2 protein-coding genes are annotated in these 773 nt (G+C 46.8%); both read left to right on the plus strand.

Annotated elements, in window-relative coordinates:
* Nucleotides 1–118: 118 nt before the first annotated feature.
* Nucleotides 119–598 (plus strand): Shedu immune nuclease family protein, encoded by a 480-nt coding sequence (locus tag JWJ90_RS22810; protein ID WP_205229510.1) that lies wholly within the window; start codon nt 119–121, stop codon nt 596–598.
* Nucleotides 573–773: hypothetical protein (locus JWJ90_RS22815; protein WP_205229511.1), on the plus strand; the 201-nt coding region annotated here is incomplete at its 3' end. The genes JWJ90_RS22810 and JWJ90_RS22815, both read left to right, overlap by 26 nt.

Raw genomic sequence — 773 nt, forward strand, 5'->3', positions numbered from 1 at the left:
CTTTTTTCGACCTCCTGTGCGCCCCTGAGTTAAACGATTGAACGCTATCGCATCTGTTTGCTATCGGAATGCAATATTAAAACGATTTAGAGACGACCAGGCGCGTTGATGGGCATTTTTGTTGGCATCCCTGGCTATTGAAAAAAATTCCGGCAAAAACCTGTCAAGTTATTTATTTGGATTTGAGCTTTTTTTAGAGGGTGTGAGTAGTTACGATCTTGTAGAGATTAAGAAACCTTCAGGCAGTGCCGTGGTCACCCGCGGAACCTATCGTGACAATCACATTCCCATGAAGGAACTGTCTGGAAGCATCATGCAGCTTGAGAAATACATCCTTTATTTGAACAGATGGGGTGTTGTTGGAGAGAGCAAGCTTACTCATCGCTATGCTGATAAATTGCCGCCGGGGATGCAGATCAGAATTACCAACCCTGGTGGAATTGTAATTGCTGGTCGTAGCCATAATCTTTCTGAACAACAGCTGCTTGATTTTGAGGTAATAAGAAGGAAGTACAAGAACCTGATAGATATCGTCACATACGATGACTTGATCAATAGATTGGAGCGCATCATTGACCACTGGCGGTCTCACACATAACGACTTGCTGCAGTTGCAGCGCGTTGTGTTCGCTGTCAACTGCAGCTTGGTGTACGCCCGGCATGGGCGTGAACTTATGGGGTGCAAGTCCCCTGTACGTAGAATCCAATCACTGCCTTTTGGCAGCGATACCAAAGTACTAGCCGACGGCAAGGGCGTCTCCGCGAGGAGGGGT

It is taken from the genome of Desulfobulbus rhabdoformis (genome assembly GCF_016919065.1).
Taxonomy (GTDB): Bacteria; Desulfobacterota; Desulfobulbia; order Desulfobulbales; family Desulfobulbaceae; genus Desulfobulbus; species Desulfobulbus rhabdoformis.